Genomic DNA, 25,045 nt, shown 5'->3' on the forward strand with positions numbered 1-25,045 from the left:
TGCGCCACCAGCCCACCCACCCCACCAGCCAACCCACCCAAGATCCGCCACTTACCTGCGGAGTCAGACCCACTCGACTACCCTCTGACGCTGGGCGATATTTCCGCATCTTTCACACCTTCCGGCGGAGGAGGCGAGTGAAACACGACAAGTGGGGCTTGGCGCAGGTCGCCGGACTCGGCGGCGCACTGGTCGGATATCTGGGTCTCGGGGTGGCGATCTGGAACCTGACCCAGCAGATCCTCCCCTTGGTGGTGTACGCCCTCCTGGTGATCACGGCCATGCTGACGACCCGCATCTACACCGGACAGAGGGAGATCCGGCAACTGGAGGCCCGCTGCCAGAAGCTGACGGCCCACACCAAGGAGAGCGCCAACGTGCAGAGCCTCACCCAAGTGCTGTCCGGCTTCGTCTCCTACCTCACCGAGGAGCCGCGCGCCGACTACGTTCACCACTTCACCCATGTCACCGAGGAGTACGCGATCCACGGTGACGACGGCACGTACAACTGGACCCTGCGCGGGCACAACGCCACGGAACATCCGTCAGAGCGGCTCCACGTCAAGTTCTACGGCGACCGGCCGACCACCGCGAAGGCCCTCGACATCACGGTCGTGGACATGCTCAGGCCGGAGGAGGACCCGAAGGTCGAGCTGGTCAAGGACATGCCCCTGTTCAAGGCCATCGCGATCGCGTTCGATCCCCCGCTGCCGCCGGGCGGCGAGTTCTTCCTCAAGGTCAGCTGCCGGTGGAACGACACGTTCACCAGAGAACGCGAGCACGACTACATCATCTTCACGATGGGCAGGGTGGCGACCCAAGGCGTGGACCGCATCGTCGGCCGCCTCATCTGCGACCTTCCGATCTCGGAGTTCGTCATGGAGGAGTTCAGCCCGAGCGGGCTCGTGCGCGCGACGATCCAGTCACACCAGGCCGAGTCCACCTTCCACCGCACCATCCTCGAATGGCAGGGCCGCGACCCGCGCAACATCTTCCTGCTGAAGTTCCGCAAGGAGGTTCCGCTAGGAGGTGCGGGCGGGGAGGCGCGAGGGGTCGGGCGGGGCGGGGAGCTTCTGGCGGCGCGGGCACGTCAGCCGCACGGTCGCCCATACTCCGACGACCGTCAGCGTTGCGTAGAACAACACAATCCAGGCGATCATTGTCCTGACTCCCTTGACCGGGTTTCTCGAAGGATTCTTAACAATAGGAACGCGGCAAACAACCTAAAAAGGGCAAAGGATCTGGCTGCCAGCTGGGCTTCAGATTCGCGGAGTACCGTCCGGCGGCATGACATGGCAGCGCAGGTTCAACAAGGCGCTGGCCAGGTACACGGGATACCAACTCAAGCGCCCGGAAAAGGGGGGAACCCGTCCCGCTGAGCTCGGGACCGTCCGGCCGCCCGCCCATCCCGGCACCGATCGGCTGCTCGTCGCGCCGGTCTTCGTGATCTGCCCGGTGCGCTCCGGCTCGACGCTGCTGCGGGCGATGCTCAACGCGCACTCCCAGCTGCACGCCCCGCACGAGCTGCACATCCGCCGCCTGACCGTCGGATTCGGGACGAAGCTCGCGCAGCACGCCATGACCGAGCTCGGGCACAATCGCGCCGATCTGGAACACCTGCTGTGGGACCGGGTGCTCCATCGCGAGCTGGTGCGCAGCGGCAAGCCGTACCTGGTGGACAAGACGCCCGCCAACGCCTTCGCCTACCGGCGGCTCGCCACCTGCTGGCCGGACGCGCGGTTCGTGTTCCTGGTGCGGCATCCGGCCGCGATCGCCGCCTCCTGGTACGAGGCCGCGCCCGAGCGGCGTACCCGCGAGGAGGCGGCGGCCGACGCGCTGCGCTACATGAACGCGGTCCAGCGCGCGAGGCAGGCCCTGCCGGGACCGACCGTCCGCTACGAGGACCTCACCGCCGCCCCCGAGCGTGCCACCCGCGCCGTCTGCGACTTCCTCGGCCTCGCGTGGGAGCCCGGCATGATCGAGTACGGCCGGCCAGACGTGATCCGCAAGGGCCTCGGCGACTGGACGGACAAGATCGCCTCCGGTGTCGTGCAGCCCGCGCGCGAGGCCCCGGCCGGCACCCCGGAGATCCTCCGGCCCATCTGCGAGGCATGGGGATACACACCATGAGAGTCCGATACCTGCTCCTGCACGCCTACGGCATGGGCGGCACCGTGCGCACCGTCCTCGGCCAGGCCGGGGCGCTGGCCCGCCTCGGGCACGAGGTGGAGGTCGTCAGCGTGGTACGCCGCCGCGACGAGCCGCACTTCCCCTTCGAGCCGCGCCTGCGCGTGTCCACGCTGGTCGACCAGCGTGCCGGGATCGCCGCCGACTCCACGGCGCGCAAGGCGTGGCGGCGCGTGCGCGGCAAGATCGTGCCGCTCGGCGAGTTCGCCGCCGACTATTTCACCGAACGTGTGGAACGCTCCGTCATCGACTACGTGGCCGGTGTGCGCGGCGGCGTCCTGGTCACCACCCGGCCCGCGCTGAGCCTGATCGCCGCGCGCCGGGGTTCGCGCCGGGTGATCCGCGTGGCGCAGGAGCACATGCCGCTGTCGGCCTACCGTGAGCCCGTGCGCGCGCAGATCCTGCGCCACTACGCCAAGCTCGACGCCGTGGCCGTCCTGACCGCAGCCAGCCGGGACGAGTACCGCACCGCCCTGCCCGCCACCCCCGTCGTCCGCATCCCCAACGCCGTGCACACCGCCGACACCGCCGCCGCCACGCAGAACAACCCCGTGGTGATCGCGGCCGGCCGCCTGGTCCACCAGAAGGGCTTCGACCTGCTCATCCCCGCCTTCGCCCAGGTGTCGGCCAGGCACCCCGAGTGGAGACTCCGCATCTACGGCACCGGCCCCAAACACCCCCAGCTGACCGCCCTCATCCGCGACCACGGCCTCCAGGCCAAGGCCCGCCTGATGGGCCGCACCCAGAACCTGGACGCCAAGCTCGCCGGCGCCTCCGTCTTCGCCCTGAGCTCCCGCTTCGAGGGCCTGCCCATGGTCATGATCGAGGCCATGACCCACGCGCTGCCGATCGTCGCCTTCGACTGCCCGACCGGCCCGGCCGACGTGCTGACCGACGGCCGCGACGGCCTCATCATCGCCCCCGGGGACGTCGGCGCCTTCGCCGCCGCCCTCGACCGCCTCATGTCCGACCGCGCCGAACGCCTCCGGATGGGGGCGGCGGCGGCGAATACCGCGGGCGGATACGCGATCGAGGTGGTGATGCCGATGTGGGAGGACTTCTTCGGCGAACTGCTGAGCGGCGAGCGGATCACCGACAGCTACTGGCCCTGACGCTCGCGGTAGCTCGCCACCGCGGTCCGGACGAACGAGCGGATGAGCGGGTTGGTGTCACCCTCGTTCCACGCCACCACCACCGGGCTGGGCGCCATGTCGATCAGCGGCACCACGGCCAGTTCCGCGGGCGGGTGGTGGCCGAGCGGGGTCAGCCCGACCGTCCCGTTCCAGAGCACGGCCTGCACACACTCCTGTACGGCCCGCACCACCGGCCCCTCCCTGGCCAGCCCCCCGTTCCAGTACGCCTGCCAGATCGGGTCGGTCCCGTCGGGGAACTGGAACCAGCGCCGGTCGGCCAGGTCGGCCAGGGTCAGGTGGTCGCGGCCGGCCAGCGGGTCGTCGGCGCGCAGCACCGCGCCCACCGGGTCGGCGCGTAGCTGGTGCACGGTCAGGCCGCTCTCGTCGAACGGCCCGCGGGTCAGCGCCACGTCGACCAGTCCGGCGCGCAGCCCGCAGGTCGGATCGGTCAGGTCGGTGTCGCGGATGCGGACCTCGACGCCGGGGTGCGACCGGCGGTACTCGGTGGCCAGCCGCGTCGCGCCCCGGTCGGCGCTGTCGCTCAGGAAGCCGACGGTGATCGACGATGCCCCGGCGGCCACGGCGACGCGGGCGCGTACCCGGTCGGCCTGGTCGAGGAGGGTGCGCGCGTCGTCCAGCAGCGCCGCGCCGGCGGCGGTGAGAGTGACGCCAGCGGCGGAACGGCGCAGCAGGGTGGCGTCCAGGTCCGACTCCAGCCGCCTGATGGCCCGGCTCAGCGGCGGCTGGCTCATGTGCAACCGGGCGGCGGCCCGGCCGAAGTGGAGTTCTTCGGCGACCGCCACGAAGTAGCGCAGCGTGCGTAGCTCCATGACCCGCGACGATACCCGCACGGTATCGGCGCCACCCAGACGGACTTGGACGGCGCGGCCGGCGCGGTGCTGCACTGGACGTGATCAGTCCCCTATGTCAAGGAGAGCGCCGCATGTCCGAATACTCCTTTCCCGATCCCGTCGTGGACGTCACGGACGTTCAGGAAGTGGGCCGCGACCTCGTGGTGATCCCCAACCGGGACGTGGAACTGGTGCCGAACATCGGCGTGATCGGTGGCACGCAGGCGGTCCTGGTCGTCGAGACCGGCCTGGGCCCGCGCAACGCCGGGAAGGTGCTCGCGTTCGCCGCCGAATACGCGAAGGGCCGCCGCCTGTACCTGACCACCACCCATTTCCATCCCGAGCACGCGTTCGGCGCGAGCGTGTTCGGCGAGGCGGCGACCTATCTCGTGAACGCGGCGCAGGCCGGCGACCTGGCCGCCAAAGGCGCCGGATATCTCGCCATGTTCGGTGGATTGGGAGAGCCGGTCGCCCGCGAACTGGAGGGCGCCCGGGTCCCCGCGCCGGACGTCACCTACGACGGCTCCTACGAACTCGACCTCGGCGGCCGGGTCGTGCGCCTGCGGCCCACCGGGCGCGCGCACACCAAGGGCGACCAGGTGATCACCGTCCCCGACGCCGGCGTGATGTTCACCGGCGATCTGGCCGAGGCCGGGCAGTTCGCCATCTTCCCGTGGTTTCCCCCGCACGACACGGACGTCTCGGGCGTGCGCTGGATCGAGGTCATGGAGCGGCTGTCCGGGGAGCGGCCCCGGGTGGTGGTGCCGGGCCACGGCGACGTCGGCGACGCGCGCCTGCTGGCCGAGGTCCGGGACTACCTCAAGGAACTGCGCGAGGAGACCTGGAGGCGCAGAGACTCGGCCATGCCCGAGGAGACGATCGCCCGCGAGGTCACCACCCTCCTGGTGGAACGGCATCCCGAGTGGCGGATGCGGGAGTGGATCGAACGCGGGGTCGGCTGCCTGTGCGCCGAGCACCCGAGCCCGATCTAGGGTCTTGAAGTGCTATGTGCCATGTGCAATGTTATACAGCAGTCTTCGGGGACAGGCACAGGCAACGGAGTGATCATGAAATCGATGCCGAAGAAGCTCGGCCTGCTGGCCGTCGCGGCCCTCTTATGCGCCGCCTGCGGAGGCGTCAAGCAGGTGAGCGGCGGCCCGCCCGCCGAAGAGGGCGGCACGAAGGGCGGAACGCTCACCGTCCTCGCGATCAGCGACTTCGGGCACCTGGATCCCGCGCGGAACTGGACCATGCCGGACATGATGTTCGGCACCCGCCTGATCTATCGCACGCTGACCACGTACAGGGCGGGCAGCTCGGAGATCGTTCCCGACCTCGCCACCGACCTGGGCACCTCCGCCGACGGCGGCACGACCTGGAAGTTCACGCTCAAGGACGGCCTCAAGTACGAGGACGGCACGCCGATCAAGGCCGCCGACATCAAGTACAACGTCGAGCGCTCGATGTCCCCCGACATCAGCAGCGGGCCGGACTACGCGCAGAAGCTGCTCGTCGGCGGCACGGACTACAAGGGCCCCTACGACGGCAAGAGCCTCGACTCCGTCGAGACGCCCGACGACAAGACGATCATCTTCAAGCTCAGGCGCCCGGCGGGCGAGTTCCCGTACACGGTCACGCTGACCACCTTCTCTCCGGTGCCGCCGGCCAAGGACACCAAGGTCGAGTACGACAACCGCCCGTTCTCCTCCGGCCCGTACAAGATCGAGAAGTATGACCGCGGCAAGGAGCTCGTCCTGGTGCGCAACGAGCACTGGGACCCCAGGACCGACACGGTACGGCTCGCGCTACCCGACCGGATCCACGTCAAGCAGGGCCAGGACAAGGACACCATCACCGACCGCCTGATCGCCGCGTCGGGCGAGGACGCCACCGCCGTGGCCTGGGGCTCGGCGGGACCGCAGAGCCTGTCGAAGATCCTTCCCGACCCGCGGGCGAAGGAGCGCCTGTTCACCGGCGTCACCGGCTGCACGAGCACACTGGTGTTCAACATGACCAAGAAGCCCTTCGACGATCCGAAGGTGCGCCAGGCGATCCACTACGCGCTCGACAAGGAGTCGGTGCAGACCGCGATGGGCGGGCCGAACATGGCCGACATCGCCACCGCCTACCTGCCGCCCGCCATGACCGGCGGCGCCAAGCAGGACGTGTACGCCATCCCGCCCGCCGGCGACGTGGCCAAGGCCAAGGCCCTGCTGGCCGAGTCCGGGATCGCCACCCCGCTCAAGGCGAAGCTGACCGCCACCACCGGCTCGTCGAACAACGTCGAGGTGGCGATCCAGGAGAGCCTGAAGAAGATCGGCATCGACGTCGAGATCAACGCGGTCGACGGCTCCGTCTACTACGACCTGCTCGGCGACCAGGCCAAGGCCGACGAGATGGGCGTCTACGGCTGGTGCCCCGACTACCCCAACGGCTCCAGCTTCCTCCCGCCGCTCTTCGACAGCCGCGGCATCAAGAAGACGGGCAACAGCGGCAACGTGGCCCACTTCAAGGACGCCGCGATCGACAAGAAGATCGACGACATCTACGCCATCCTCCAGAAGGACGCCTCCAACAAGGCCTGGCAGGAGCTCGACTCCCAGATCATGCGACAGCTGCCGCAGGCGCCGCTCTACCTGGAGAAGCGCGGCTACCTGGTGGGCAAGAACGTCGTGGGCGCGGTCAACCATCCGGTCTGGGCCGCCCAGCTCGACTACGCGGTCATCGGCGTCAAGAAGTGACCGTGGCGACCGCGGCCCGGCCACGCTCTCCGGGCAGCATCGCGCTGGCACGGCTGCGCGCCGACCGCCCGGCGATGGCCGGTCTCGTCCTGGCGAGCACGCTGGTCATGCTCGCCGTCCTCGCTCCGGTGATCACCGCGTGGACGGGCTGGGCGCCGGAGACCCTCGACAAGGCCGCCGTGGACCCCAACCTCGGCGGACTCCCCCGCGGCCCGTGGGGCGGCGTCAGCGCCGACCATCTGCTCGGCGTCGAGCCGGTGACGGGCCGCGACGTGCTCAGCAGAATCCTGTACGGCGGGCAGATCTCACTGCTCATCGCCCTGCTCGCCACGGTGATCACCGTGATCACGGGCATCGTCCTCGGCATGCTGGCCGGGTTCCTCGGCGGCTGGGTCGACACGGTGATCAGCAGGCTCATCGACCTGCTGATGTCCTTCCCCAGCCTGATCTTCATGATCGCGATCCTGTCCGTGGTCCGCGACATCAACCGGATCGTGCTGCTCGTCACCGTCATGGCGATCTTCGGCTGGACGGTGGTGGCCCGCATCGTCCGCGGCCAGGTGCTCACGCTCCGGCACAGCGAGTACGTCGAGGCCGCCCGGGTCGGCGGCGCGATGACCGGCCACATCCTGCGTAAGGAGGTGCTGCCCGGCCTGAGCGCGCCGCTCCTCGTCTACGCCACCCAGGCCATCCCCGCCTACATCGGAGCCGAGGCGGCGCTGAGCTTCCTCGGCGTCGGCGTCAGGCAGCCCACCCCGTCCTGGGGCCAGATGATCAACAATGCCCGGGGCTGGTTCATGACCGATCCGATGTACCTGGCCGTGCCCTGCCTCTTCCTGGGACTCACCGTGCTCGCCTTCACCCTGCTCGGCGACGGCCTGCGCGATGCCTTCGACCCGAAGGAGGCGAGCGCGTGATCGGATACGCGCTACGGCGCCTGGGCGCGATGGCCCTCATCCTGCTGGCCATCTGCGCCATCACCTTCGCCGTCTTCTACCTGCTGCCCGACGACCCCGCGCTGGACGCCTGCGGCAAGAGCTGCACGGCCGAACGGCTCCAAGACGTCCGGCACGCGATGGGCCTGGACCAGTCGGTGATCGTCCAGTTCGCGACCTATCTGGCCGGCATCTTCACCGGCCGCACGCTGGGCACCACCGGACTGGAGTGCGCGGCGCCCTGCTTCGGCTACTCCTGGCAGTTCGCCACCCCGGTCTGGGACCTGCTGCTCGACCGCCTGGCGGTCAGCGCCTCGCTGGCCGCGGGCGCCGCCGTCCTGTGGCTGGTGACGGGCGTGGCGCTCGGCGTCGTGGCGGCGCTGCGCAAGGGGTCGCTGCTGGACCGCGGGATCGTGCTGTCGGCGCTGACGACCACCTCCGTGCCGGTCTACCTGGTCGCCGCGCTTCTGCTGTACGTCGTGGTCCTGCGGGGCGAGCTGCTGCCCTTCCCCGACTACCAGCCGCTTCTCGAGGACCCGGCCGCCTGGCTGACCAGCCTGATCCTGCCGTGGATCGCGCTGGCCGCCCTGTACGCGGCCATGTACATCCGGCTCACGCGGGCCTCGATGATCGAGACCATGGCGGAGCCGTACATCAGGACCGCGCGGGCGAAGGGCCTGCACGAGCGGACGGTGGTGGTCAAGCACGGGCTGCGCGCCACGATGACGCCGATCCTCACCATCTTCGGCATCGACCTGGGCGGCCTGCTGGCGGGAGCCATGATCACCGAGACGATGTTCGGGCTGCCGGGGCTGGGCAAGCTGACCTTCGACGCGATCGCCAGGTCCGACCAGCCCGTGGTCCTCGGTGTCACGCTGCTGGCGGCGTTCTTCGTCACCTTCGCCAACCTGGCCGTGGACCTGCTCTACGGCGTGATCGACCCGAGGGTGAGGTACTCGTGATCCTCGACGTCACCGGCCTGTCCGTCAGCTTCGGCGCCACCACGGTGGTCGACGGCCTCTCGCTGTCGGTGGACCGCGGCCGGACGCTGGGCATCGTCGGCGAGTCCGGTTCCGGCAAGTCCGTCTCGTCGCTGGCCGTCATGGGGCTGCACCGCGCGGCCACCGTGACCGGCTCGATCGTCTTCGACGGGGACGAACTCGTCGGCGCGCCCGCCGAGCGGTTGCGGCGGTTGCGCGGCTCCCGGATGGCGATGATCTTCCAGGATCCGCTGACCTCGCTGCACCCCTTCTACACGGTGGGGGAACAGATTGCCGAGGCCTACCGGCTGCACCGCCGTACCGGCAGAAAGGCCGCGCGCGAGCGGGCGGTGGAGATGCTCGCCGAGGTCGGCATCCCCGACCCGCGCCGGCGCGCCGGGGAGCATCCGCACCGCTTCTCCGGCGGCATGCGCCAGCGGGTCATGATCGCGATGGCGCTGGCCTGCGAGCCCGACCTGCTCATCGCCGACGAGCCGACGACCGCCCTGGACGTGACCGTCCAGGCGCAGATCCTCGAACTGATCAAACAGATCCAGGAAGACCGCAGGCTGGCCGTCATCATGATCACGCATGATCTCGGTGTGGTCGCCCGCGTCGCGGACGAGGTCCTGGTCATGTACGGCGGGCGCGCGGTGGAACGAGCCGAGGCCAGGCCGCTCTTCAAGGATCCGCGCCACCCGTACACCCAGGGGCTGCTGGAATCGATTCCCGGGATGGGCCCGGACCGGGCGGGCCGGCTCCGGGCGATCCCCGGCGCCCCGCCCTCGCCGCCGGCGTTCCCGGCCGGGTGCCGGTTCCACCCGCGCTGCCCCTCGGCCATGGCGGTCTGCTCGGCAGAGGCCCCGGCGCTGACCGGCACCCGTCGCATGATCGCCTGTCATCTCGAAGGAGCGCAGCCATGACCTTGCTGTCCGTCCGCGACCTGCGGGTGGGGTTCAAAACCGGCCGCCGCGCCGAGGTCAGGGCCGTGAGCGGGGTCAGCTTCGACCTGGCCGCCGGTGAGACGCTGGGGCTGGTGGGAGAGTCCGGCTGCGGCAAGTCCACCACCGGGCGGGCCATCGTCCGCCTCCTGGAGCCGACCGCCGGCAGCGTCCACCTGGACGGGCGTGACATCACCCACACCGGCCGGCGCGATCTCCTGTCCTCGCGCAAGGACATGCAGATGATCTTCCAGGACCCGTTCGCCTCGCTGAACCCCCGGCAGACGGTCCACCAGATCATCTCCGGCCCGCGGCGCCTGCTCGACCACGCGGGCACGGCCGAACTCCTGACCAGGGTGGGGCTCTCGCCCGAGCACGCCGGCCGCTTCCCCCACCAGTTCTCCGGCGGCCAGGCCCAGCGCATCGGCATCGCCCGCGCGCTGGCGTCGCGGCCGAAGCTGATCGTCTGCGACGAGCCCGTCTCCGCGCTCGACGTCTCGATCCAGGCCCAGATCGTCAACCTGCTCGCCGACCTGCAGGCCGAGCTCGGCCTGGCCTACCTGTTCATCGCGCACGACCTGGCCGTGGTACGCCATGTGAGCACCCGCGTGGCGGTCATGTACCTGGGCCGGATCGTGGAGATCGGCCCCCGCGAACGGCTCTACGCCGAACCCGCCCACCCCTACACCCAGGCGTTGCTGTCCGCGATCCCCGTGCCCGACCCCGACGAGGAGGCGAGCGGTCAGCGGATCGTGCTCAGAGGCGACCCGCCCAGCCCGGCCGCCCCGCCGCCCGGCTGCTCCTTCCATCCGCGCTGCCACCTGGCACAGGACCGCTGCCGCGTGACCCCGCCCGAGTTACGCGAGGTGAACGGCCGGCAGGTCGCCTGCCACCTGGCCTGAACCCCGCCCCCCGAACCCGGGACCAGAAGCGGTGCGCGCCTGGCCGAGACGGAACCGGCGCAATACGGAGAAGGATCCGGCGCCGGCCTCGGTGAACTGAATCTCCGTCACCCTGAACTCCCCCGCCAGTTCACGCCCCGCGAGCGCGGCGGCGCACCGCGCACCCAGCGTGGACGTGCGCGGGTGGGCGATCGTGGCGTGGGCCGGGAAGCCCATGGCGGCCATGGGCGGCGGCAGCAGCGTGCGGCGCAGGCCCGCCCAGGCGCCGTCCACGTCGAGAACGCGAACGAACACGCCGCCGTCCATCGCGAAGACGTCGCCCAAGCGCAGGCGGAAGGGCGGCCGCTCGGCGGCCTGCGACGCGGCGCGCTTCAGCAGCAGAGTCTCGTCGAGGGTCTCCTCGGGATACACGAGGGTCACGTGCGCCGGCACCACGTGGGCCATGCGCGGGTCCCAGGTCCGCCGCAACCGTTCCAGCCGCTCGGCCGCCGGCCCCCGCAGGGCGATGGACAGGTGCCGTCTCACCCGAAGTCCGCGCCGAGCACCACGGCGTACAGGGCGCGCAGTTCCCGGCCGGTGATCGGCGGCAGCATGTGGTTGGCGCCGACCAGGATCAGGTAGAGCAGCTTGCCCATCACCTCGGACGCGGCCGGATCGCCGGAGCGTTCCCGCCACACCGTACGCAGGAACTCGATCCGGGTGTGGTCCACCCTGCGCAGCATGGCGGCGACGTCCTGGTCCTGCATCGCCCAGGCGCGGACCGCGACCTCCGGGTCCGACGTGGGCTCCTTGGCCACCAGTTCCAGCAGGCGTTTGATCTTCTCCTCCGGGTCCGGGTCGCCCGCCAGGGCCGTCTCGATGTAGCGGGTGGTCATCGTCGCCTCGTAGTGCTCCAGCAGGGCGGTCCTGAACCCGGGCATGCCCTTGAAATGGTGGTAGAAAGAGCCCTTGGTCAGTTCCAGCCGGGCCATCAGCCGTTCGATGGTCAGTCCCGGTGCGCCGTGCTCGGCGAGGATCACCAGCCCGGCGTCCAGCCAATCCTGTCGGTTCGCCACGAAGCTCCTTCTGCGGTACGTGCGTCGACCGTACCTTAGGGTATGCCGCACCGTACCCCGAAGAACTCGATCAACCGGCTTGTTCCCGGGCGAGCAGGCGCGCGCGGTCCCGCCAGGCGCGTTCCCACTGCCGGGTCAGCGCGGGGTAGACGATCAGGTGGCGGAACGGGGCGATGCCCGCCATGTACAGGCGCCCGAAGAGGCCGTTGGGCTTGACCAGGGCCGTGCACCTCAGGTGGTACGTGCCGTCGCCGGTCGGCAGCCAGCTCAGGTGCATGATCGTGTGGACGGTCTTGTTCGCCAGTTCGCGGGCGGCCTCCCGGTCCAGGAAGTACACCTCCGTGAACGGGTCGGTGCACGGGGGTACGCCGTCCGCGGTCTCGGCCAGCTCACGCGGCAGCCGCTCGCGCAGCGAGGCGACCCGGTGCCCCAGTCCGGTCCTGGGCGTGTCCCAGCCGAACAGGGCGCCGATCTTCCAGCGCAGCCCGAGCAGGAATCGGACCACGGCGGGCTGCCCACCGGCGTCGTAGGCGGCCCGGAGCGCGGCGAGCATCACGGGGAAGTCGCCGGGGCCGGCGCCGGGGGTGCGGAAGGTCCACACGTCCTCGACCCGGAAGTCGGGGGTGAACTCGTGGATCCGCCATGGCTGGGCGAGATGGGCGGTTGCCGGGATGCGCATCTGTCATTCCTTCCTGGGTGCCAGGTGCTTCGAGACTCCAAGTTCCGCAACTGCGAGTTCCGTAACTCCTAGTCCCGTATCATGCATCCATGACCGATCGAAAGCAAGCCCGCGGCCGCGGGGGCCGGCCCCGGGACAGCCGCGTCGATGACGCCATCGCCGCCGCCGTGCGGGAACTGCTGTCCGAGACGGGGTACGCGCGGCTCACGATGGCCGAGGTTGCCGCGCGTTCCGGAGCGGGGAAGGCGGCGATCTACCGGCGATACGCCAGCAAACAAGAAATGATCTTCGATGTGCTCGTGGAGGGCGCGTTCCTGCCGGTGCCGTCCGACCGCGGGTCGCTGCGCGCCGACCTGGCGGCCGTGCTGGCCGAGAGCGCGGACAGTTTCGCCTCGGCCCCACCCGGTACGGTCCCCGGCCTGCTGGCCGACATCCAGGCCGACCCCGAACTCCACCAGCGGTTCGTCACCAGGTACGTCGGCGCCCAGCGGCAGACCTTCGAGGAGATCCTCGACCGCGCGGCGCTGCGCGGCGAGCTCGCCAGGCGGCCCGACCCGGCCGTCCTCAACGCCCTGGTGGTCGGACCCATCTTCGCCTGGCTGTTCCTGCTGGACGGCACCCCGGACCGGCTCCCGGCGCTCACCACCGCACTGCTCGACGCGGCCCTCGCACTCACCGCCGGACGAAACAGTTGAAAGGTACCTTCCCCATGGAAATTCGCCCCGTTGAGCCCGCCGACCTTCCGGCCCTGGTAGATCTCGCCTGCACGGTGTTCGGGCCGTTCTACCTGGACTCCTTCCTGCCCGTGGTCGGCGAAACCGTCTTCGCCAACCGGCACGGCGACTGGAAGGGGGACTACCGGCGCCACCTGGCCGGTGTCCATGACCCGGCCAACGGGAAGTTCGCCGCCGCTGCCCTGGTCGACGGCCAGGTGGCCGGTTTCGCCGGCTGGGCCGTACAGGAATCCGAACGTCACGGCGAGATCGACATCCTGGCCGTCCACCCGGCGCACCGGCGGCTGGGGCTCGGCCGGGCGCTGCTCGAACACGCCCTGGACCAGATCAAGGCCACCGGGGTTGTGGAGATGATCTCGATCGGCACCGGCGGCGACGACTTCCACGCACCGGCGCGCGCCCTGTACGAGTCGTTCGGATTCACGCCCTTCCCGCAGGTCACCTATACGAGGCCGATCTGAGCGGGGCCGGACGGAACGGCGCCGCGAAGACGAGCCCGAAGCACACCGTGGACATCGCGGTGAGCACGATGAGCGGCTCGGGAAAGTACGCGACGCACAGCCACACCGAGAATCCCGAGACCGCGGTGCACGCCAGCGTGAAAGGCGACCAACGCCGCAGGAGCCCCGGCGCCGCACGGACGGCGACGACCACCACGACCGAGAACATCATCGCCAGCATCCCCATCTCGGCGCTGGTCCCGTCGTTGAAGTCCCGCACGGTGACCTGGCGCCCGTTCTCGAACATCGGGCTCGCGGTGACCGCCGCAAGATCCGCGACGGCCCGTTCCCCCGCCGGAAGCGGCCCGGTGAGCGGCGAATGGAACATCAGCAGGTGCGCCACGCCGATCAACCCGATCAGCACGGCCCCGGCGTAGAACAGGCGACGCGACCACGGCTCCATGACAACCTCCCAGAAACATACCATACCGTATGGTATGGACGAGAAGCAGCGTACTCCCCCGTTCCCCGCCGAACGCCGGCGCCCCCCGGACTACCCAAGCCGGGGGGCCTTAGAAGTTGCCGCCATGTGCGGCGCCAGCTGCTTTTAAGAGGATGGATCAGTCCTTACGACGTGTGCTCTGCCATTGAGCCACCGCGGCACGAAGAGCCGCGGGCCGGATTCGAACCGGCACCTCAACCATCACAGTCCACCTCGGTCGATCTGGCGCTCGACGGCGATGCTGAATCTGGAGCGAGAATCTGAACTTGATCGGCTGCCTCTACCTCTTGGGCTACCGGGACGCGTGGTGCCCCGGGAAGGTGTCGAACCTTCACTGTGGCCGTTTGGTCAGCTTCAGCCTCAGCCTCAGCTTGCGCTCCTGGCGCACCCTCGCACGCAGGCGAGGGGGTTCATGGCTCCTACCCGAGCAGGTAGGAGAACACCTTCTCGCCGATCTTCCGGTCGACGATGTCGGCGCCGTTGGCCTCCTCGCGGGCGAACTTGACGGCGTCCTGCAGCTTCTGCACGCGCGCCAGCAGTTCGTTGACGCGGCGCTGCGGCAGCGCGCCGGAGAAGGCGACCTTCGTCCAGTAGCCGACCACGATGTCCTCGGTGAACACCTGCACCTGGGCCGGGTGCTTGTCCGTGGCCTCGGCCAGCACGTGGTTGCGCGGCACCTTCTTGGTCCGGGTCGTCTTGACCGGCTCGGTCCGCCACGCCTCGGTGTGCACGTCCTGGCTCCAGGTCTCGGCCGGGTCGTCGGCCTGCACCTGCACCCGCGTGGACTCCGGCGGCAGTTGCTCGCCTTCGTCGTCGATCGGCTGGTAGAGGTACGCGTGCCGCGTCACACCTCATTTACCTCCTCGACGCAGGCGCAGGCGATGGTGATCAGCGTCCCCTGCTGCGCGTCCACGTGCGTGAGGCTCCCCGACCCGAAACAGAGCCGGCAGGGGAAGGCGGCGGACACGAAGGGGTCCTGCCACACCCGATGCTGCCAGGCCGGCGGCAAAGGAGGAGCCTGACGCTCGGCCCCCCGCTCGGCCGGCTCATTGTCCCCCCCGACCCAGCCCAGCCCACCACAGAACCGACAGCCCAGGAACAGGCCGCCGACGCGCTGACCCTTCCGGCCCCCGCACTCGGGACACTCGATGGGGTCGGTCACGCTCTGCCGGTGCCTTGGCAGGCCGTACACGCGACCCAGGTGCGTTCCCGGTCCCGCGTACCGTTGAGCTCCATCCACTCCCCGCCGGCGCCGAGGCAGGTATCGCACACCGGTTTCTCGTCCTTGGCCATGCTCACGACGGTACGTCGCACACGGTGGTGTGTCTGTTACCTGGAGGGACTGATGTGAGTGACCCGGAGCGGACGTCTCGCGACGGCGCCTCGATCATGGCGTGAGCTCGTGGGCCACGAGGACCTGCCGGGCGGGGCGGGGGACCGTACCGCGTCTGCGCCATTCCCGTGGATAGCCCAGGGAGACCTCTTCGAAGCGGACGCCGTCGTAGTACGTCGTGCGCGGGATGTGCAGGTGGCCGTAGACGACCACGGCCGTGCGGTACCTGAGGTGCCAGCCGGCGGTCAGCTCGGTCCCGCACCACTGGGCGAACCTCGGATAGCGCAGGACGCGAGTGGGCTGGCGTACCAGCGGATAGTGGTTGACGAGCACGAGCGGGACATCGGGATCGCACGCGTCCAGGCGGCGCTCCGTCCATTCCACGCGGGCCCAGCACCATTCCTCCCGGGTCGGATAGGGAGCCGGATCCAGCAGCAGCTCGTCCGTGCACACGACACCGCTCTCGTAGGCCAGCTCCAGCGACTCCTCCTTCGTGTTCACGCCGGGAACGCGGAAGGAGTAGTCGTACAGCACGAACAGCGGCGCGATGGTGACCGGGCCGCCGGGTCCGTCCCAGACCAGGTACGGATCCTCGGGGGTACGGATGCCCAGGCGGCGGCACATCCGCACGAGATAGCGATATCTGTCGTCGCCGCGAAGCTGGACCGGGTCGCCCTTCGGCGTCCACAGCTCGTGGTTGCCGGGCGCCCAGATGACCTGGGCGAACCGGCGGGCCAGCAGGCTGAGCGCCCACTCGATGTCCGCGGCGCGCTCGCCGACGTCACCGGCGATGATCAGCCAGTCGTCCTCGTGCTCCGGCACGAACCCTTCGACGAAACGCCGGTTCTCGGCATAGGCGACGTGCAGGTCGCTCACCGCGACCAGATTTCCCGCCTTCATGGGGGCATTCGTCCAGACATGCTCACCATTCTCATCCACGGCATCGCCCGCACGCTCGCTCCTTCCAACAGCGAAGGGACGACGACGCATCGGGGTGTTGTCACTGAGCGGTCTCCCAGGCCCTCCACAACCCGGCGTAGACGCCACCGGCATCGACCAGTTCTCCGTGGGTGCCGGTCTCGATGATGCGGCCGTGCTCCATCACCATGATCCGGTCGCAGGTCGCCGCTTGGGAGAGCCGGTGCGCGATGACGACCGCGGTCCGGCCGGCGAGGACGGCGTCAGCGGCACGGTCGAGCTGTCCGGCGTAGGTGGAGCCGGCCTCGGCGGTCGCTTCGTCGAGGATCACCAGGTCAGCGTCGGTGAGCAGCAGGCGGGCGAGGGCGAGCTGCTGCGCCTGTGCGTCGGTGAGCGGGTGTCCGCCGACACCCAGCAGGGTGTTCAACCGGTCGGGCAGAACATCGAGGATCGATGCGGCGCCGGTGGCTACCAGCGCTGCGTGGAGGTCGCGGTCGGTGGCCCCGGGTGCGGCGAGGGTGAGGTTGTCGCGCAGGGTGCCCGCGAAGACGTGGACCTCCTGGGTGATCATCGCGGTACGGCTGGGGCGAGCCACCCTCCCGCCCGCGGGTAGGTGGGTGCCGGCGACCACGCCGGCGAGCGTGCTCTTGCCCGCCCCGGACACGCCGACGACGGCCACGCACTGACCGGACGGGATGTCGAGGGTGATGTCGTCGAGCACCCGTGGCCCCTCGCCGTAACGGAACGAGACCTCGTCGAGCTGTACGGCGGTGCTCGCGGCCCGCACGGGGACATCCGGCGAGCTGCCCGCAATCGTGACGACCCCGATCATGCGGCTCAGCGATGCGAGGGCGGACTGGAGGGTGTCGATGACCAGCAGCAGCTGGTTGACCGGTCCGAGCAGGCGTAGCACGAGCAGCATGGCGGTGGTGGCGCCGCCGACGGTCGACGCGTCGTGGTCGATGAGGACGAAGCCGACGACGAGTACGGCGGCCAGGCTCAGGCACTCCCCGAGGTTGAGCCGGGCGTTGAGCATGCTCAGCACGGTGCGTGCGCGTAGCGTCTGCCGTACGACGCGCCAGGAGTCCGTCATCACGGCCCGGTGTCGTCGCTCGGCGAGCCCGAAGCCGAGCACGGTGGCGTAGCCGCGCTGGGACTCGAGGATCTGCTGGGCACGCGCGCTCATCGCCGTGCGCTCGGCGCGGTAGACCCCTGGTCCGGCGCGCACGTACCACCGCACGGCCAGCAAGTAGACCGGCAGCACGACGGCGAAGGCGGCCGCGTAGGGCCATTCCAGTGCCGCGAGCCCGCCCAGCGACACGATGATGGTGAAGGCGGTGACGGTGAGCGCCGGGATCACGGCGGGGGCCGCGTCGGCGACCGCGGTGACGTCGTCGCTGGATCGCGAGATCAGGTCTCCGGTGCCGGCGCGCTCGACGAGGTGCTGGGGGAGCGTCATCGCGTGGCCCACGAGCCGCTCGCGCAGCGCGGCGAGGATGGAGTGGTAGACGCGGGTGGCGACCACGATCGTCAGCGCGGTGCCCGCGGCACCGAGGACTGCCGAGAGCGCCATGACGACCGTGACCGTCAGCACGGTGGCGAGGTCCGCGGTGCCGGCCCGCACGCGGTCGACGAGGAATCCGATCGCCACGGGAACGATCAGGTCGACGCCGGTACTGACGATCCCCAGGACCCCGGTGGCGGCGAGCCGGAGCCGGTAACCGTGGCTGAGCCGCCACAGCTCTCCGATCGTCTCGCGGCCGCTCGCGACCGGCAGCCCGGGATGTGAAGCCTGGGTCTCGGGGACGGCGGAGGTGCCGCTCACCGCGCCGTCCTCGCGGGCGCGGGTACGTCGTCAGGCAGCTCGACGACGCGGTCGCAGGCGGCGAGCAGCGCCGGGGTCGAGGCGATCAGCAGCGTCGAACGGCCTGCCCGGACACCGCGCAGCCGGCCCGCGATCGTGTGTTCGGTGACCGAGTCGACCGCGGTGGCCGGGTCGTGCAGCACGAGCACCGGCGCGTCGCTCGCCAGGGCGCGGGCGAGCGCGACCCGCTGGCGCTGCCCGCCCGAGAGCCGGTTGCCGCCCTCGCCGACCGGGAGGTCGAGGTCGGCCGCGAAGTCGTCGCAGGCGGCGGCTCGCACCGCGGCGTCCACCCGCTCGGGCGCGCCCGCGATCACGGCGACGTTGTCGCGGAGGGTGCCGCTGAACAGGGTGGCACGGTGCGGCGCGACGGTGACCAGGGAGCGGTACTCGACCGGGGACAGCTCCCGCGCCGCGATCCCGTCGAGCCGCGCCTCGGCCCCTCCTTCGGCCCGCGGGTCCAGCAGTGCCTCGACGACACGGGCGGCGTTCCGGTCGCCGGCGCGCACGCCCACCAGCTCGCCGGGCTCCACCCGGATCGTCACGCCGGGCCCGGAGACGCCCGGCACGACCACGTCCAGCTCCGGCACCGCGGTGACCTCCCCGCGGGTCACCTCATCGGGCCCAGCCGTCGTGGCGTTGTCCCGCAGCACGTCGAGGATGCGCGCGGACGAGGCGCGTGCGCCGGCCAGGTTGGGGATGGAGATGTTCGCGATCGCCTGGATCTGCGGCAGCAGTGCCTGGGTGAGGCCGACGGCGGTGATCAGCCCGCCGGTGCTGAGCTGTCCGTCCACGGCGAACCAGCCCGCCAGCCCCATCACCGCGGCGACGAACGTGCCGCTGACCACGCCCGAGCCCACGAGGAACCTTCCCAGCAGGCCCGCGTTGCGCCTGGCGCCGGCGAGGGTCTGCTGGCTCGCCTGCCGGTAACGGCTGGTCGCCTCGGCCTCGGCACGCACCCCTTTGATCACCCGGTAGCCGGCGACGAGGTCCGTGGCCTGCCCGACCGTGGAGGCCAGCAGCGCCTGGTACGCGCGGGTGTCCCGGGAGAGCCGCTCGCTGAGCACGCCCATCGACCAGACAGCGACCGGCGCCCCGACCAGCACCACGAGTCCGAGCAGCCAGTGCGTCGCCAGCAGCGATGCCGCGATGAATCCGATGGCCGTGATCCTCGAGACCGGGATGATCGTCAGGATCACCGCGTTGGACAGGCGCGCGACGTCGTTCGTCATCACTGAGACCACGCCGCCGTCCGGCGCACGGGCGGTGCCGCCGACCGGGTGCAGGACGCCCGTGGAGAGGGTGCCGCGGAGCCGGTGCTGCAGTATCTGCACCGCGTAGGCGGTCAGCCGCAGCGAGAACCTCGCCGCCGACGTCAGCGCGACGTAGAGGGCCACCAGCACGCCGAGCCACAGGACCAGCTGTCCCCCGTCCCCGGTCGCCAGGGCCCGGTCGATCGCGAGTCCCATCACCACCGGGACCGCGGACTCGCCCACCTGCCACACGATCGCCAGCAGCATCGCGGGAACGCTGACCCGCCTCACCGAGAAGATCACGCGCAGCAGGAACCGGCCCGGAGTGATCCCCGGCCCGGACTCGAACGGCCGGGCGCCGGGCGGCTCGGCGGGATCGAGCAGGAGCACGGGCAGCCGGCGGGTCAGGGGCCCTCGCCCCAGTCCCGCGGTGTCGGAGAAACGCGAGGAGTTCCTCACACCTGACCCCGGTCCCGGCTCCCAAGCGGGAAGCACCAGAGCAGAGCGTCGGCGAAGATCCCTCGCCACCACGCGTAGTCGTGTCCGCCGGCGAACTCTCTGTAGAGAGTGTCGTAGCCCTTCCCGGCGAGCACGTGATCCAGCCAGCGACTGTGGGTGTTCGAGCCCTCCAGCTCCCCGACGTCGTGAAAAATGCGGATCGGTGCCGTCTCCGCGGCCAGGTAGTCGGCGATCAGCGTCGGTACGGGGGTACGGCGCAGCAGCTCACCTGCCCCGGTGCCCCACGTGAGGTCAGGGTGGTACCCGCACGACGGGGACTGGAGGATGGCGTTGCCGAACGTCGCCGGGTGGTGGAGCGCCGTCCAGCCGGCGCACAGACCGCCGAAGCTCTCGCCGGCCAGCGCGACGTCACCGGGGTTCCGCGAGAGCGGATACCGGTGATGGAGCCACGGCAGCAGTTCCTGGACCAGCATCCGGGAGAACGCCGGGTCGCAGAGCAGTTCCTTGTCGCGCCGGAGTGCGGGCTGATCGACGAGGACCACCACGCAGGGCCGGATCAGTCCCGCCCGGACCAGGGCGTCACGAACGCTCGGCGCGCTGTGGTCCGGCGTCCCGTCCAGGTGGATCACGAAGGGCAGTGCGCTCTCGTCCGAGAACTCTCCGGGGGGCATCGAGACCCAGATGCGGCGTTCGTCTCCCAGGATCTCGCTCGCCAGCACGGCGGTTTCCGCTGCCGCGGCCGGCCGCGCTTCGGCCTGATCGAGCCAGGGCAACGGCGCCGCGTCGGGCAGCACCGCCACCGAGGCTCCGGAGAATCGCTCCACCGAGCACTCCGAGAACCTCGGTGGCGGGTTGAACGGGTCCGGTACCCGGACGCCCTCACCGGCCGGCCCACGTCGGGCGAGCACGTACGAGAAGCGCAGGTCGGAGCGCATCCGCAGGGTGAGAACGTGGAACGGCGTCCCCGCCACCGAGGCGAACTCCGTGTCGATCGGGTTGAAGCCGATTCTGGGGCCGATCACCACCGAGAGGGTGACCGTCATGTCGTCTCCGGGCTCGTCGACGAACGTCACCTCCACCTCGTCCGCGGAGACGCGCTCGACAAGCGGCGCACCCGTCTCCCCGAGATGTCGTCTGAACCGTTCCGGGCTCCACTCACCGGTCGACAGCTTCTCGACGATCGGATCAGCCATGTCTCGCGCTCTTCACGTCGGTGTGGTCAGCGGACCTCCGCCGGGTTCGTTCGCGGCCGAGTGGCACCACCTGGGGGCTGCCGGCCACCGGATCGGGCACCACCAGGCAGCGCAGACCGAACACCTCCTCGACCAGCTCGGCCGTGACCACCTCGTCCGGAGTGCCCTCGGCGACCACGGCGCCGTCCTTCATGGCGATCAGGTGGGTGCCGTAGCGGGCGGCATGGTTCAGGTCGTGCAGTACGGCGACCAGGGTGTGGCCGACGTGGTGCAGGTCGGTGAACAGTTCCATCATCTCGATCTGGTGGGTGATGTCGAGGAAGGTGGTCGGTTCGTCGAGCAGCATGATGTCGGTGTGCTGCGCGAGCGCCATCGCCACCCACACGCGCTGGCGCTGCCCGCCCGACAGCTCGTCCACCAGGCGCCTGGACAGGTCGGTGACCGAGGTCTGGTGCATCGCCCTGAGCACGGCCCGCTCGTCGTCCTCGGTCCACTGCCGGATGAACCCCTGGTGGGGGTACCGTCCCCTGGCCACCAGGTCGGCGACGGTGATCCCGTCCGGGGCGATCGAGGTCTGCGGCAGCAGTCCGACCCGCCGCGCCACCTCTTTGGTCTTGTAGATGTTGATGTCGGCGCCGTCGAGGACGACCTGCCCGGCCGACGGCTTGAGCAGCCGGGACAGGCCGCGCAGCAGGGTGGACTTGCCGCACGCGTTCGGGCCGACGATGACCGTGAACGACTCGTCGGGGATCGCCACCGAGAGGTGCTCGGAGATGGTCCGCTTGTCGTAGCCGATCGTCGCCGACTCGACACGGAGGCGCGCGGCGCCGGGCGGGGTGGCGCTCATAGGCGTCTCCTGGCTTCGGTGAACAGCAGGTATCCGAGGTAGCCGCCGCCGAGTACGACGGTGATGACGCCGACCGGCAGCGGGGTGGGGGCGACGTGCTGGGCGAGGTAGTCCGACGCCAGGCACAGCAGCGCGCCGACGAAGGCCGCGGGGGCGAGGGTGATCCCGGCGGTACGGGCGAGCCGGCGTGCGATCTGCGGGGCGACCAGGGAGATGAACGCGATCGGCCCGGAAGCGGCCGTGACCGTCGCCGTCAGCGCCACTCCCACCAGGATCAGGCCGAGGCGGGCGGGCGAGACCCGTACCCCTTGCGAGGCGGCCGCGTCGTCACCCAGCTCCATCTGCCGCATCGGCCGGCTCAGCATCCCGGCCGGCAGCAGGAGTACGGCGACGCAGGCGCCGCCGATGACGACCTGGTCCCAGGACACGCCGTTGAGTGACCCGGCACCCCACGCGGCCGCGGACATCGCCTGGTCCAGGTCGGCCTTGATGATCAGCCAGGTGTTGAGCGACGCGAGCATGGCCGAGACGCCGATGCCGACGACGATCAGCCGGAACCCCTGCACTCCTCGTCGGTAGGCGAGCACGTACACGGCCACGGCGGTGGCCATCCCGCCCAGCAACGCCCCGCCGACCAGTTGCACGTAGGTGCCGTTGACGACCAGGATCACGATCAGCGCGCCGGTGTAGGAGCCTTGGGAGAACCCGATGATGCCGGGTTCGGCGAGAGGGTTGCGCAACAGCGACTGGAAGACCGCCCCGCTCACCCCCAGAGCCGCGCCGAACACCAGCGCCGCGACCACCCGGGGCAGCCGCCACTCGACCACGATGTCGAGGACGATGCCCGTCTCCCGGCCGGTCAGCGCGGAGAGCACCTGCCCGGGACTCAACTGGTACGAGCCGGTCATCAGCGCGAGCACCGCCGTACCGGCGACCGCGATCGCGAGCACCGCGCAGACGACGGCCGAGCGCCACTGGAGCCGTACCGCGATCCGCCCGCGCCGCAGCACCAGCACCCGCCGCCCGAAGTCCACCCGCGGAAGGTGCGCGCTCATGGCCCGCTCGCCTTCTTCCGCCGCGCCAGTGCGACGAGAACGGGAGCGCCGACGAAGGCGGTGACGACTCCCACGGGGATCTCGCCGGGTCTCATCACGACGCGGCCGAGGATGTCGGAGATCAGCAGCAGGCTGGGGGCGAGGAGGACGCTGTAGGCGAAGATCCAGCGTTGGTGCGGGCCGACGATCCAGCGGGCCACGTGCGGCACCATGAGCCCGACGAATGCGATGGGTCCGGCGATCGCGGTGGCGCCTCCGGCGAGGAGGGTGAGTGCGATCACCGCGAGCACGCGGGTGCGTACCAACCGGACCCCTTGGGCGACCGCCGTCTCGTCACCCAGAGCCAGGGCGTTGAGCGGGCCCGACAGCGCGAAGGCCAGGATGAGCGCCACCGCGAAGAACGGCAGGATCGGCCACACGACCTCGAGCGGGCGACCCACGATCGACCCGGCGTTCCAGTACCGCATCGTGTCGAAGGCATCCGGGTTGGTCAGCTGGAGCGCCTCCCTGGCGCCACCGAGCACAGCGCTGACACAGACCCCGGCGAGCACCATGACCACCGGCGAGGAGCCCTGCCGGGTCGACCCGAGGGCGAGCACCAGGAGCGTGACGATCAGTGCCCCCGCGAACGCGAACCACATGTAGCCCTGGGCGGCGCGGACGCCGAGCAAGCCCACGGCGACCGTCACCGCGAAGGACGCACCGGCATGGACGCCGAGGATGCCCGGATCGGCCAAGGGATTGCGGGTGAGGGCCTGGAGCAGCGCGCCCGACAGACCGAGTGCGACGCCGACGACCAGACCCACGATCGTGCGCGGCAGCCGGAAGTCGCGGATCGCGAACTGGTCGATGCCGGCCGAGGAGTGGAACAGCGCGTCCCATACCACCGACGGCGCGATCGCCGTCGAGCCGATCATGACACTCAGCACCAGCAGGGCCGCCAGCACCACCAGCGCGACGACCAGGCCGAGCAGACGACGACGCGGTCCGGGCACCGTCCCGGCGCCCGGACCGTCCTGCCGCAGGGCGAGGGCTGTCACTTCTCGGCTGGGAGGGTCGCCAGTGCGCGGTCGAGCGAGTCCAGGTACCGGATGACGGGCCCGTAGGAGTTGTTGCCGGGGCAGAAGACTCCCAGCGCACGACCGGAGCTCACGGCGGGCAGCGCCTTCCAGGTGTTGGTCTCGACGACCGGCACGAAGGACTTGGCCGGCTTGCCCTCGGCGTCGACCGGGTAGGTGATCACGTCGTACTTGGACAGCTCACCGATCTGCTCGAAGGGCAAGGAGTCGTAGGCCAGGGGGTCCTTGCCCTCGGCCGCCTCGGGCAGGTCGAGGCCGATGTCGTCCCGGGCGATCTCGGAGCAGCCGATGTCCGCGATGTAGAACGTCCCGGGATCGTTCCAGTCTCCGCGGGAGACGTCGACGAACGCGGTGCCGTCGATGACCTTGCCGTAGGTCTGCTGGATCTTGGTGACCTTCTCCTTGAACGCCGCCTTCTGCCGGCCGAGCGCGTCCGCCACGTTGCCGGCCTCCGCGATGGCGTCGGCGAAGGCCTTCCACTCGGTGTCGAGCCCCCAGAGCACGGTCGGGGCGATCGCCTCGAGCCGCTTGCCGACCTTGTCCCAGTCATTCGAGTGGAACTGGACCAGGATGAGGTCCGGCTTGAGGCCGGCGAGCTTCTCGAGGTCCACCTCACCGCCGTCGCTGCCGACGATCTCGGCCGCCTCGTACGCGGTCCTCTGTTCCGCCGGCAACACGGCGAGGTCGGAGTCGGACACCGCGGTGACGCCCACCGGCTTGCCGCCCAGATCGATGAAAGGGAGGTTCGTGTTGCCGATCGTGACGATCCGCTGGGGGGCGACGGGAACCTCGATGGTGCCGTTCTCGGCCTTGACGCTGCGGGTCTCGGCGGCCTTGACGCTGGGGGTCTGGGCGGCCTTGTCGCCGGCAGAGCCGCAGGCGGTGAGGACGAGCGATGCGCTCATCAGCGCGGCGGCGAGGGCCGCGCCGCGCCTCATCAGGGGGATGTTGCTCATGGGTGTTCTCT

27 protein-coding genes are annotated in these 25,045 nt (G+C 70.3%); 11 read left to right on the forward strand and 16 right to left on the reverse strand.

What is annotated here, in order from left to right:
• Positions 1 to 158 precede the first annotated feature (158 nt).
• The 3 genes from ACFWYW_RS49290 to ACFWYW_RS49300 are packed head-to-tail and all read left to right on the forward strand — an operon-like array spanning position 159 to position 3,299.
• Positions 159 to 1,379 carry a hypothetical protein gene (locus ACFWYW_RS49290; RefSeq protein WP_379617478.1) on the forward strand — a complete coding sequence of 407 codons (1,221 nt, stop codon included), beginning with the start codon at positions 159 to 161 and terminating at the stop codon, positions 1,377 to 1,379.
• The gene (locus ACFWYW_RS49295) at positions 1,288 to 2,130 is read left to right on the forward strand and encodes a sulfotransferase family protein (RefSeq protein ID WP_379617480.1); all 843 of its coding nucleotides are present in this window, start codon (positions 1,288 to 1,290) and stop codon (positions 2,128 to 2,130) included. Before ACFWYW_RS49290 ends, ACFWYW_RS49295 begins: the two co-directional genes overlap by 92 nt.
• On the forward strand, positions 2,127 to 3,299 hold the full coding sequence (locus ACFWYW_RS49300; protein ID WP_379617482.1) for a glycosyltransferase family 4 protein: 1,173 nt from the start codon (positions 2,127 to 2,129) through the stop codon (positions 3,297 to 3,299). The genes ACFWYW_RS49295 and ACFWYW_RS49300 overlap by 4 nt, the downstream gene beginning before the upstream one ends.
• Here ACFWYW_RS49300 and ACFWYW_RS49305 read toward each other — a convergent pair.
• Positions 3,287 to 4,150: a LysR substrate-binding domain-containing protein gene (locus tag ACFWYW_RS49305; RefSeq protein WP_379617484.1), complete on the reverse strand. Its 864-nt coding sequence runs from the start codon at positions 4,148 to 4,150 to the stop codon at positions 3,287 to 3,289. The genes ACFWYW_RS49300 and ACFWYW_RS49305 overlap by 13 nt on opposite strands.
• A 113-nt stretch (positions 4,151 to 4,263) precedes the next feature.
• On the opposite strand from ACFWYW_RS49305, the gene ACFWYW_RS49310 reads away from it, so the two are divergent.
• The 6 genes from ACFWYW_RS49310 (at position 4,264) to ACFWYW_RS49335 (ending at position 10,670) form a co-directional block, all read left to right on the forward strand.
• A complete protein-coding gene (locus ACFWYW_RS49310) occupies positions 4,264 to 5,163 on the forward strand; it encodes an MBL fold metallo-hydrolase (protein WP_379617486.1) in 900 nt (299 codons plus the stop codon).
• A gap of 75 nt (positions 5,164 to 5,238) precedes the next feature.
• Entirely contained in the window at positions 5,239 to 6,912 is a 1,674-nt protein-coding gene (locus ACFWYW_RS49315) for an ABC transporter substrate-binding protein (protein ID WP_379617488.1), read from the forward strand.
• A 2-nt stretch (positions 6,913 to 6,914) separates the two neighbouring features.
• On the forward strand, positions 6,915 to 7,829 hold the full coding sequence (locus ACFWYW_RS49320) for an ABC transporter permease (protein ID WP_379617490.1): 915 nt from the start codon (positions 6,915 to 6,917) through the stop codon (positions 7,827 to 7,829).
• Entirely contained in the window at positions 7,826 to 8,809 is a 984-nt protein-coding gene (locus ACFWYW_RS49325) for an ABC transporter permease (RefSeq protein ID WP_379617492.1), read from the forward strand. The genes ACFWYW_RS49320 and ACFWYW_RS49325 overlap by 4 nt, the downstream gene beginning before the upstream one ends.
• Positions 8,806 to 9,750 (forward strand): ABC transporter ATP-binding protein, encoded by a 945-nt coding sequence (locus tag ACFWYW_RS49330; RefSeq protein ID WP_379617494.1) that lies wholly within the window; start codon positions 8,806 to 8,808, stop codon positions 9,748 to 9,750. Before ACFWYW_RS49325 ends, ACFWYW_RS49330 begins: the two co-directional genes overlap by 4 nt.
• Entirely contained in the window at positions 9,747 to 10,670 is a 924-nt protein-coding gene (locus ACFWYW_RS49335) for an ABC transporter ATP-binding protein (RefSeq protein ID WP_379617496.1), read from the forward strand. Before ACFWYW_RS49330 ends, ACFWYW_RS49335 begins: the two co-directional genes overlap by 4 nt.
• On the opposite strand, the gene ACFWYW_RS49340 is transcribed toward ACFWYW_RS49335, so the two are convergent.
• From ACFWYW_RS49340 to ACFWYW_RS49350, 3 genes are all read right to left on the reverse strand, one after another.
• The gene (locus ACFWYW_RS49340) at positions 10,626 to 11,195 is read right to left on the reverse strand and encodes a 2'-5' RNA ligase family protein (protein WP_379617498.1); all 570 of its coding nucleotides are present in this window, start codon (positions 11,193 to 11,195) and stop codon (positions 10,626 to 10,628) included. The two genes, ACFWYW_RS49335 and ACFWYW_RS49340, sit on opposite strands and share 45 nt — an antisense overlap.
• Complete coding sequence (locus tag ACFWYW_RS49345; RefSeq protein WP_379617500.1) at positions 11,192 to 11,725, reverse strand: TetR/AcrR family transcriptional regulator; 534 nt, start codon at positions 11,723 to 11,725, stop codon at positions 11,192 to 11,194. The genes ACFWYW_RS49340 and ACFWYW_RS49345 overlap by 4 nt, the downstream gene beginning before the upstream one ends.
• Before the next feature lie 70 nt (positions 11,726 to 11,795).
• Positions 11,796 to 12,404, reverse strand: coding sequence for a DUF2867 domain-containing protein (locus ACFWYW_RS49350; protein WP_379617502.1), 609 nt, complete (start codon positions 12,402 to 12,404; stop codon positions 11,796 to 11,798).
• Between the two features lie 89 nt (positions 12,405 to 12,493).
• Between ACFWYW_RS49350 and ACFWYW_RS49355 the strand changes: the two genes are divergently transcribed.
• Both ACFWYW_RS49355 and ACFWYW_RS49360 read left to right on the forward strand, forming a co-directional pair.
• On the forward strand, positions 12,494 to 13,099 hold the full coding sequence (locus ACFWYW_RS49355; RefSeq protein ID WP_379617504.1) for a TetR/AcrR family transcriptional regulator: 606 nt from the start codon (positions 12,494 to 12,496) through the stop codon (positions 13,097 to 13,099).
• A gap of 14 nt (positions 13,100 to 13,113) precedes the next feature.
• Entirely contained in the window at positions 13,114 to 13,599 is a 486-nt protein-coding gene (locus tag ACFWYW_RS49360) for a GNAT family N-acetyltransferase (protein WP_379617506.1), read from the forward strand.
• Here the strand turns inward: ACFWYW_RS49360 and ACFWYW_RS49365 are convergent.
• The 12 genes from ACFWYW_RS49365 to ACFWYW_RS49420 all read right to left on the reverse strand — a co-directional run bounded on the left by ACFWYW_RS49365 (position 13,577) and on the right by ACFWYW_RS49420 (position 25,034).
• Positions 13,577 to 14,041 carry a hypothetical protein gene (locus tag ACFWYW_RS49365; protein ID WP_379617508.1) on the reverse strand — a complete coding sequence of 155 codons (465 nt, stop codon included), beginning with the start codon at positions 14,039 to 14,041 and terminating at the stop codon, positions 13,577 to 13,579. The genes ACFWYW_RS49360 and ACFWYW_RS49365 overlap by 23 nt on opposite strands.
• Before the next feature lie 458 nt (positions 14,042 to 14,499).
• Complete coding sequence (locus ACFWYW_RS49370) at positions 14,500 to 14,928, reverse strand: hypothetical protein (RefSeq protein ID WP_379617510.1); 429 nt, start codon at positions 14,926 to 14,928, stop codon at positions 14,500 to 14,502.
• Positions 14,925 to 15,089 (reverse strand): hypothetical protein, encoded by a 165-nt coding sequence (locus ACFWYW_RS49375; protein WP_379617512.1) that lies wholly within the window; start codon positions 15,087 to 15,089, stop codon positions 14,925 to 14,927. The genes ACFWYW_RS49370 and ACFWYW_RS49375 overlap by 4 nt, the downstream gene beginning before the upstream one ends.
• Positions 15,090 to 15,238: 149 nt before the next feature.
• Positions 15,239 to 15,373 (reverse strand): hypothetical protein, encoded by a 135-nt coding sequence (locus ACFWYW_RS49380; RefSeq protein ID WP_379617514.1) that lies wholly within the window; start codon positions 15,371 to 15,373, stop codon positions 15,239 to 15,241.
• 94 nt (positions 15,374 to 15,467) lie between these two features.
• Positions 15,468 to 16,313: a metallophosphoesterase family protein gene (locus ACFWYW_RS49385; RefSeq protein ID WP_379617516.1), complete on the reverse strand. Its 846-nt coding sequence runs from the start codon at positions 16,311 to 16,313 to the stop codon at positions 15,468 to 15,470.
• Between the two features lie 100 nt (positions 16,314 to 16,413).
• Positions 16,414 to 18,156 (reverse strand): ABC transporter ATP-binding protein, encoded by a 1,743-nt coding sequence (locus ACFWYW_RS49390; RefSeq protein ID WP_379617518.1) that lies wholly within the window; start codon positions 18,154 to 18,156, stop codon positions 16,414 to 16,416.
• Positions 18,153 to 19,904 carry an ABC transporter transmembrane domain-containing protein gene (locus ACFWYW_RS49395; RefSeq protein WP_379617520.1) on the reverse strand — a complete coding sequence of 584 codons (1,752 nt, stop codon included), beginning with the start codon at positions 19,902 to 19,904 and terminating at the stop codon, positions 18,153 to 18,155. The genes ACFWYW_RS49390 and ACFWYW_RS49395 overlap by 4 nt, the downstream gene beginning before the upstream one ends.
• Complete coding sequence (locus ACFWYW_RS49400) at positions 19,901 to 21,097, reverse strand: alpha/beta hydrolase-fold protein (RefSeq protein WP_379617522.1); 1,197 nt, start codon at positions 21,095 to 21,097, stop codon at positions 19,901 to 19,903. Before ACFWYW_RS49400 ends, ACFWYW_RS49395 begins: the two co-directional genes overlap by 4 nt.
• Positions 21,090 to 21,944 carry an ABC transporter ATP-binding protein gene (locus ACFWYW_RS49405; protein WP_379617524.1) on the reverse strand — a complete coding sequence of 285 codons (855 nt, stop codon included), beginning with the start codon at positions 21,942 to 21,944 and terminating at the stop codon, positions 21,090 to 21,092. The genes ACFWYW_RS49400 and ACFWYW_RS49405 overlap by 8 nt, the downstream gene beginning before the upstream one ends.
• A complete protein-coding gene (locus ACFWYW_RS49410; RefSeq protein ID WP_379617526.1) occupies positions 21,941 to 22,999 on the reverse strand; it encodes a FecCD family ABC transporter permease in 1,059 nt (352 codons plus the stop codon). The genes ACFWYW_RS49405 and ACFWYW_RS49410 overlap by 4 nt, the downstream gene beginning before the upstream one ends.
• On the reverse strand, positions 22,996 to 24,039 hold the full coding sequence (locus ACFWYW_RS49415; protein ID WP_379617528.1) for a FecCD family ABC transporter permease: 1,044 nt from the start codon (positions 24,037 to 24,039) through the stop codon (positions 22,996 to 22,998). The genes ACFWYW_RS49410 and ACFWYW_RS49415 overlap by 4 nt, the downstream gene beginning before the upstream one ends.
• A complete protein-coding gene (locus ACFWYW_RS49420) occupies positions 24,036 to 25,034 on the reverse strand; it encodes an ABC transporter substrate-binding protein (protein WP_379617530.1) in 999 nt (332 codons plus the stop codon). Before ACFWYW_RS49420 ends, ACFWYW_RS49415 begins: the two co-directional genes overlap by 4 nt.
• Positions 25,035 to 25,045 lie beyond the last annotated feature (11 nt).

The sequence above is a fragment of the Nonomuraea sp. NPDC059023 genome (assembly GCF_042740095.1).
Lineage (GTDB): Bacteria > Actinomycetota > Actinomycetes > Streptosporangiales > Streptosporangiaceae > Nonomuraea.